We start from the raw sequence: 6,272 nt of genomic DNA on the forward strand, positions 1-6,272 counted from the left end.
GGTGACGCCCATCTCGAAATCGCCGGCGTCGCGGGGTCCGGCCGGTTGCATTGCCGGCTCCATCAGGGCGAGCGGGTCAGCGGCCACCGCCCCTCGGTGGACGTGCTGTTCGGCTCGTTCGCCCGCGTCATGAAGGGGCGGGCCCTGGGGGTCATCCTCACCGGAATGGGCCGGGATGGCGCCGAGGGGCTGGCCGCCATGCGCCAGAGCGGTGCCGAGACGATCGGGCAGGACGAGGCCTCGTCGATCGTCTACGGCATGCCGAAGGCGGCGTTCGAGATCGGCGCGGTGGAGCGGCAGTTGCCGCTGCCGGCGATCGCCGACCAGATCATCAAGAGCACGAATCTTACTTACAGGGAGGCAGTCTGATGCCTTTGGCCAGCTCGTTGACCGTTCTTGTCGTCGACGATCAGCAGACAATACGCAGCCTCGCGCGGGTCGGGCTCGAAGCGCTCGGAATCGGCGAAATCGTCGAGGCCGAGGATGGCGAGGAGGCGCTGAAGCTGCTGCTGACGCGCAAGACGCCGATCCATCTCGTGATCTCGGACTACAACATGCCCAAATTCAACGGGCTCAGCCTGCTGCGGGCGGTGCGCGCGCACGGGCCGATCAGCAAGACCGCCTTCATCATGCTCACCGGCCGCGCGGACAAGCAGATGGTGATGACCGCCGTCGAGCACGGCGTGAACAATTACCTCATCAAGCCGTTCACGACCGAGTCCCTGAAGGAGAAGATCGAAGCCGTGCTCGGGACGCTGACGTGACGCCGGTTGCCGCCGCATCACCGGACTATGCTCGCCGCATCAACATCGTGCAGGGCGAGCATCGGGTCGAACACGATCCGGAAGCCGTCCTGTGCACGATTCTCGGATCGTGCGTCGCCGCCTGCCTCTGGGATCCGGGCGCGTCCGTGGGCGGGATGAATCATTTCCTCCTGCCCGGCGATGCCCATGCGCAGGCCGGCGGCGGCGGCGCCGCGATGCGCTATGGCGCCTATGCGATGGAACTCCTGATCAACGACCTGCTTCGCCACGGCGCCCGCCGCGACCGGCTGAAGGCGAAGCTGTTCGGCGGGGCCTGCCTGATGAAGGGGCTGACCGATATCGGCCGGCTCAACGCCGATTTCGCCGAGCGGTTCCTCGCCGCCGAGGGAATCGAAATCGTCGGCGGCAGCCTGCGCGGGGAGCGGGGGCGGCGGATCCAGTTCTGGCCGGTCTCCGGCAGGGCGCGGCAGACGCTCCTGGCCGCCGACCAGCCCGCCCTGCTGAGGGCCGAGCCCGACCTGCGCACCCTGAGAGCGCCGCCGCCGAGCGGGGCGGTCGAACTGTTCTGAACGGAATCCCCCCGCCATGGCCGCATCCGACATCAGCCACGCCCTCCCGGACGAGACGATGAATGACATTCCGACCGGCATGACGATGAACGAGCTGTTCGCGATCATCGAGGCCGAACTGGTCGATCTCGGCGCCTATGCCGAACGGATGCAGGAGGTCCTCAGCCCGGCGCTCGTCGCCTCGCCGGAGAGCAGCCTGTGCCGGCAGGAAGCCCAGATGCTCGACATCCTCACCCAGAGGCTGCAGGGGTTGCGCACCTTCATGGAGCATCTGCGCCGGGGCCTGCCGGAGACCTGGCTGGTCGATCCTTCGCGGGCGGCGCGCGCCGTCGTGCTGGGCACCCTGGCCGAGCGGCTCAGCGGCGCCAAGGATGTCGTGCCGCTGCCCGCCGCGGGGGAGATCGAACTGTTCTGACGGGCCGCCGGCGCAAGCTGGCCAGGCTCGCGGCACGTCGTCGGTCCGCTTCGGTTGGTGGCTATGATGCCCATCACATTCAAGTTTTCCATGTTCGTGGCATCGACGTCCTGCCGGCGCGGTTCGCCGGCGGCGCGAACGAATGTGAACGTCGCGGCGCCGGCCTGCCGCTTCCCGCGGCTGACGGGGGCTGGCACATCGCGCCGGCCGGCTTGCGGCGCGATCGGAGAGGGAGATGCACGTGCGAATGGCAGATCAGGCTGACGATGTTTCGGCGCGTGTCGGGATGATCTTCGCGCGCCTGTTCCCCGATCTCGCGCCGACCGAGATCGCGCGCGCATCGACACGCACGGTGCGCGCCTGGGATTCGATCACGACGCTGAGCCTGATCGTCGAGGCCGAGGACGAGTTCGGCATCGTCATCGGCTTCGACCGCATGGCGGCGATCGAGAGCTTCAGCGATCTGTGCCACATCGTCGCGCGGCTCAGGCGTGAACAGCTGGGCCGGCTTTCCGGCTCCCGCCTGCTGCACTGAGGCGCCCCGGGCGGGCCGCTCAGATCGGGCGGCCCTCGCTGGAGGCCCAGGCCCTCATCAGCGTGTTGCTCGGCAGCGTCTTGTCCAGCACCTTTCGCGCGGTCTCGGCGCCGGCGACCGGCAGCCCCGCCGGGTCGAGCAGGCCGAGTTGCACGAGCACCGAGGCCTGGTCCCAGTAGATGTGTTCGTGAACCAGCTTGTCGCCCTCGAACCGGACGATCGCGACGAGCGGGATCTCGACGCGCCGGCCGGTCGGCGGGATGCCGGGCAGCATCCAGTCGATTTCCGAGGTGTGGGTGAAGCGGAAGATCATCTCGTCGACGATGCTGCTGGCGCCCACGGTGCGGCTGACCGGCACCATTTCGGTATCCGGCGGGTTGGCGCCGATGAAATGGTATTTGTAGAAGCGCTTGAGGTGGTCATGGCCGACGCCGCCGGTCATGGTCGGGATGTGGTTGACATAGGGGTCGGCGACCATCGTGGCCATGGTGGCATCGACGTCGCGGGTCTCGAATTCGTAGCGGCAATGCGCTTCCCAGAGGGCTTCCAGATCGTGTTGCGGCATGCGCGTCTCCTCCCGTGTGATGATCCGACCCCGCCGCCTTGCCGGCGCGGGCGTGCGCGGCGAGATCATCGGGTGTGGCGCGCCGCGTCAAGGGGGCGGCGCGGCGCTGGTCAAGGGCCGCGGCGCCGGTCTAAGCTCGGCGCATGGACAATTTCCGCAGAGTTGAAACCGGAGGACGGGCGCCGGGCCCGGTGAACGCGTGCCGTTCCTGACCGAGGCGGAGCCGCGCCGCGGCGTTCCGCATCAGGTGCTGCCCGGCATTCGCCGCGTGGTGGCCCGCAATCCCGGGGTGATGACCTATCATGGCACCAACACCTGGCTGATCGAGGGCGAGGACGGGCTGACCGTGCTCGATCCGGGCCCCGACGACCCGATCCATGTCGGCGACGTGATCGAGGCGGCGGCGGGCGTGCCGATCCGGCGCATCGTGCTGTCGCACACGCATCGCGACCATCTGGGCGCGACGGCCGGGCTGCAATCGGCCACCGGCGCGCCGACCTACGGCTTCCATCGCCCGGCGACCGCGATGTTCCGGCCGGACCGGCCGATCGGCGAGGGGGATGTCGTCGCGGGGCTGACGGCGCTGCACACGCCCGGCCATGCCAGCGACCACCTGGCCTTCGCCTTTCAGGTGCCGGGGGTGGGCGAGATCCTGTTCAGCGCCGATCACGTGATGTCGTGGTCGTCGTCGATCGTGAACCCGCCGGATGGCGACATGAAGGCCTATTACGCGAGCCTGGAACGCCTGCTCGGCCGGACCGAGGTGCTCTACCTGCCGGGGCATGGCCCGGCGCTGGAGCGGCCGCGCGAGCTGGTGCGGGAGATGCTGGCGCACCGGCAGCGGCGCGAGGCGGCGATTCTGGAGGCGCTGCGCGCCGGACCGGCGACGGTGACGGACATCGCCGCCCGGCTCTACGCGAAGCAGGACCCGATGCTGAAGATCGCCGCCGAACGCAACGTTCTCGCCCATCTGCTCAAGCTGCGCGCCGAGGCGCAGGCGGAGGAGCACGGCGAGGTCTGGCGGGTCGCCGCCTGAGCTTCGGGCAGAAAAAACCCTGCGCCCGGGGCGGGCGCAGGGGCTGGAAAACCGCTTTATGGATCAGGCGACGGCGCGATCGGCCAGCGCCTGGCGCTGCTCGGCGCGCTGTTCCGCCACCTGCGCCTTCATCGATTTCTGCAGCTTCTCGAAGGCGCGCACCTCGATCTGGCGGACCCGCTCGCGCGAGATGTTGTATTGCTGCGAGAGGTCCTCGAGCGTCGTCGGGTCGTCCTTCAGGCGGCGCTGGATGAGGATGTGCCGCTCGCGGTCGTTCAGCGTCTTCAGCGCGGTGGCGAGAAGGGCGCGGCGGCCGGTCATCTCCTCATGATCGCCGATCGCCTCTTCCTGGCTGTCGGCATCGTCGACGAGCCAGTCCTGCCACTCGCCCTCGCCATCCATGCGGATCGGCGCGTTGAGGCTGTGGTCGGGCGCGGTCAGCCGGCGGTTCATGCTCACCACGTCCTGCTCGGGAACGCCGAGCACGCGGGCGATCTTTTCCACCTGTTCGGGCTGCATGTCGCCATCCTCGATGGCCTGCATCTGCCCCTTGAGGCGGCGCAGGTTGAAGAACAGCTTCTTCTGCGCGGCGGTCGTGCCCATCTTCACCAGCGACCAGGAATGCAGGATGTATTCCTGGATGGCGGCGCGGATCCACCACATCGCGTAGGTGGCGAGGCGGAAGCCGCGTTCCGGGTCGAACCGCTTGACCGCCTGCATCATGCCGACATTGCCTTCGGAGATGAGTTCGCCGAGCGGCAGGCCATACCCGCGATAGCCCATGGCGATCTTGGCCACGAGACGCAGATGCGAGGTGACGAGCTTGTGGGCGGCCGCCTGGTCTTCATTGTCCCGCCAGGCGCGGGCGAGCCGGTCCTCTTCCTCCGGGGAGAGCATCGGGAACTTGCGGATTTCCTGCAGATACCGGGCGAGGTTGCCTTCGCTCGGGGCCATCGTACTGACTCCAGAGGCCATGGGTAGCTCCTTTCGTCTTCTCTACGGGCCGGACATGGATTCGGATGTGGAAAATCCAGACCCTTGTGATGCCGGTCCCTTCACCGCGGAGTATACACAGGTCAGCGATCTTGCCGTATCACGGTCCCGCGAGAACCCCTGAAAAGGCGGTAACGGGCGGGAAAGATCGCGGATCCACTTGACTCCGCTCTTGACTGTGACCTGTCTACCACGCTGATCGGCGGATTGTCAACAAAAAGGACCATACCAGTCCAGTATTGCAGTCATGTCGGGGGAGTAATAGCACCCAGATGTGACAGCAATGTTGCAAGATCGGCCGGAGGCGCGGCCTCGAACCGCAGCTTCGCGCCGCTGCGCGGGTGGGCGAACCCAAGCGTGGCAGCATGTAGCGCCTGGCGCGGAAAGTCCAGAAGAAAATCGCGTTGAGGTTGCTGCATCTGCGATGCCGCGGTCGGCCGGCGACGCAGATAGACGGGATCGCCCACCAGCGGATGGCCGCGGCTGGCGAGATGCACGCGGATCTGGTGGGTCCGGCCCGTCGCCAGCCGGCAGGCGAGGAGCGTCGCGCCCAGGCCGAAGCGGCGCAGCGTGCGGTAATGCGTCAGCGCCGGCTTGCCGCCGCGGGCGACGACGGCCATCCGCTTGCGGTCGCGCGGGTCGCGGCCGATCGGGCCCTCGATCTCGCCCTCGGCGGGCTGCGGCGCCCCCCAGCACAGGGCGAGATATTCGCGGTCGAGATCGCGCGCGGCGAAGGCGGCGGAGAGCGCGTTGAGGGCGAGTTCGGTCTTGGCGGCGACCATCACGCCGGAGGTGTCCTTGTCGAGCCGGTGGACGATGCCGGGGCGCCGCTCGCCGCCGATTCCGGCCAGGCTGTCGCCGCAATGGGCGATGAGCGCGTTGACCAGCGTGCCGTCCGGATTGCCCGGCGCGGGATGGACGACGAGGCCCGCCGGCTTGTCGATCACGATCAGGTCGGAGTCCTCATACAATACGGTGAGGTCGAGCGCCTGGCCCTGCGGCGCCGCCGGGATGGCGGGCGGCAGCGCCACGGTGTAGATCGCGCCGGGCCGCACCGCGGCCGATGGCAGCCTGATCACGGCGCCATCGCACGTGACGGTCCCCGCCTCGATCAGCGCCTTCAGCCGCGAGCGCGACATCTCGCTCAGGCGGGAGGCGAGAAACCGGTCCAGCCGCTCGCCGCCATCGGCCTCCGTGGCGCGGAACGGCCCGCTCCCGTAGGATGGGGCGTCGGGCGGCGCCATGCCGGCGGGCGGGGTTGCATGGGAATCGGAGTTGGGTTCGGAGTTCACGGATGCAGGATACACCAATCCGGCCAAGGCCGGCACGCGAGGCTGGCGCGCAGAATCTGCGGGGGCTGAAAGCGCTCGTCATCGGGCTTGGCATATTGGTCGT

9 protein-coding genes are annotated in these 6,272 nt (G+C 68.4%); 6 read left to right on the forward strand and 3 right to left on the reverse strand.

Annotated features, from left to right (window positions below):
• The 5 genes from APM_RS14510 to APM_RS14530 all read left to right on the forward strand — a co-directional run.
• The coding region (locus APM_RS14510; protein ID WP_007424127.1) for a CheB methylesterase domain-containing protein at nucleotides 1–369 on the forward strand (369 nt) is incomplete at its 5' end.
• Nucleotides 369–764, forward strand: a complete 396-nt coding sequence (locus tag APM_RS14515) for a response regulator (RefSeq protein WP_007424128.1) — start codon at nucleotides 369–371, stop codon at nucleotides 762–764. The genes APM_RS14510 and APM_RS14515, both read left to right, overlap by 1 nt.
• Nucleotides 761–1,333, forward strand: a complete 573-nt coding sequence (locus APM_RS14520) for a chemoreceptor glutamine deamidase CheD (RefSeq protein ID WP_007424129.1) — start codon at nucleotides 761–763, stop codon at nucleotides 1,331–1,333. Before APM_RS14515 ends, APM_RS14520 begins: the two co-directional genes overlap by 4 nt.
• 16 nt (nucleotides 1,334–1,349) lie before the next feature.
• Nucleotides 1,350–1,748 (forward strand): hypothetical protein, encoded by a 399-nt coding sequence (locus APM_RS14525; protein WP_007424130.1) that lies wholly within the window; start codon nucleotides 1,350–1,352, stop codon nucleotides 1,746–1,748.
• Nucleotides 1,749–1,995: 247 nt separating this feature from the next.
• Entirely contained in the window at nucleotides 1,996–2,283 is a 288-nt protein-coding gene (locus APM_RS14530) for an acyl carrier protein (RefSeq protein WP_013640968.1), read from the forward strand.
• 19 nt (nucleotides 2,284–2,302) lie between these two features.
• Here the strand turns inward: APM_RS14530 and APM_RS14535 are convergent, their stop codons facing one another.
• Nucleotides 2,303–2,848 carry an ester cyclase gene (locus tag APM_RS14535; RefSeq protein WP_007424132.1) on the reverse strand — a complete coding sequence of 182 codons (546 nt, stop codon included), beginning with the start codon at nucleotides 2,846–2,848 and terminating at the stop codon, nucleotides 2,303–2,305.
• Between the two features lie 199 nt (nucleotides 2,849–3,047).
• Here APM_RS14535 and APM_RS14540 point away from each other — a divergent pair, with 199 nt between their 5' ends.
• Nucleotides 3,048–3,884: an MBL fold metallo-hydrolase gene (locus tag APM_RS14540; protein WP_007424133.1), complete on the forward strand. Its 837-nt coding sequence runs from the start codon at nucleotides 3,048–3,050 to the stop codon at nucleotides 3,882–3,884.
• A 63-nt stretch (nucleotides 3,885–3,947) separates the two neighbouring features.
• Here APM_RS14540 and rpoH read toward each other — a convergent pair whose 3' ends face one another.
• Nucleotides 3,948–4,859, reverse strand: coding sequence for an RNA polymerase sigma factor RpoH (gene rpoH / locus APM_RS14545; protein WP_172637335.1), 912 nt, complete (start codon nucleotides 4,857–4,859; stop codon nucleotides 3,948–3,950).
• A gap of 263 nt (nucleotides 4,860–5,122) precedes the next feature.
• A complete protein-coding gene (locus APM_RS14550) occupies nucleotides 5,123–6,121 on the reverse strand; it encodes an RluA family pseudouridine synthase (protein ID WP_039888909.1) in 999 nt (332 codons plus the stop codon).
• Nucleotides 6,122–6,272 lie beyond the last annotated feature (151 nt).

Source organism: Acidiphilium sp. PM (assembly GCF_000219295.1).
Classification (GTDB): Bacteria; Pseudomonadota; Alphaproteobacteria; order Acetobacterales; family Acetobacteraceae; genus Acidiphilium; species Acidiphilium multivorum.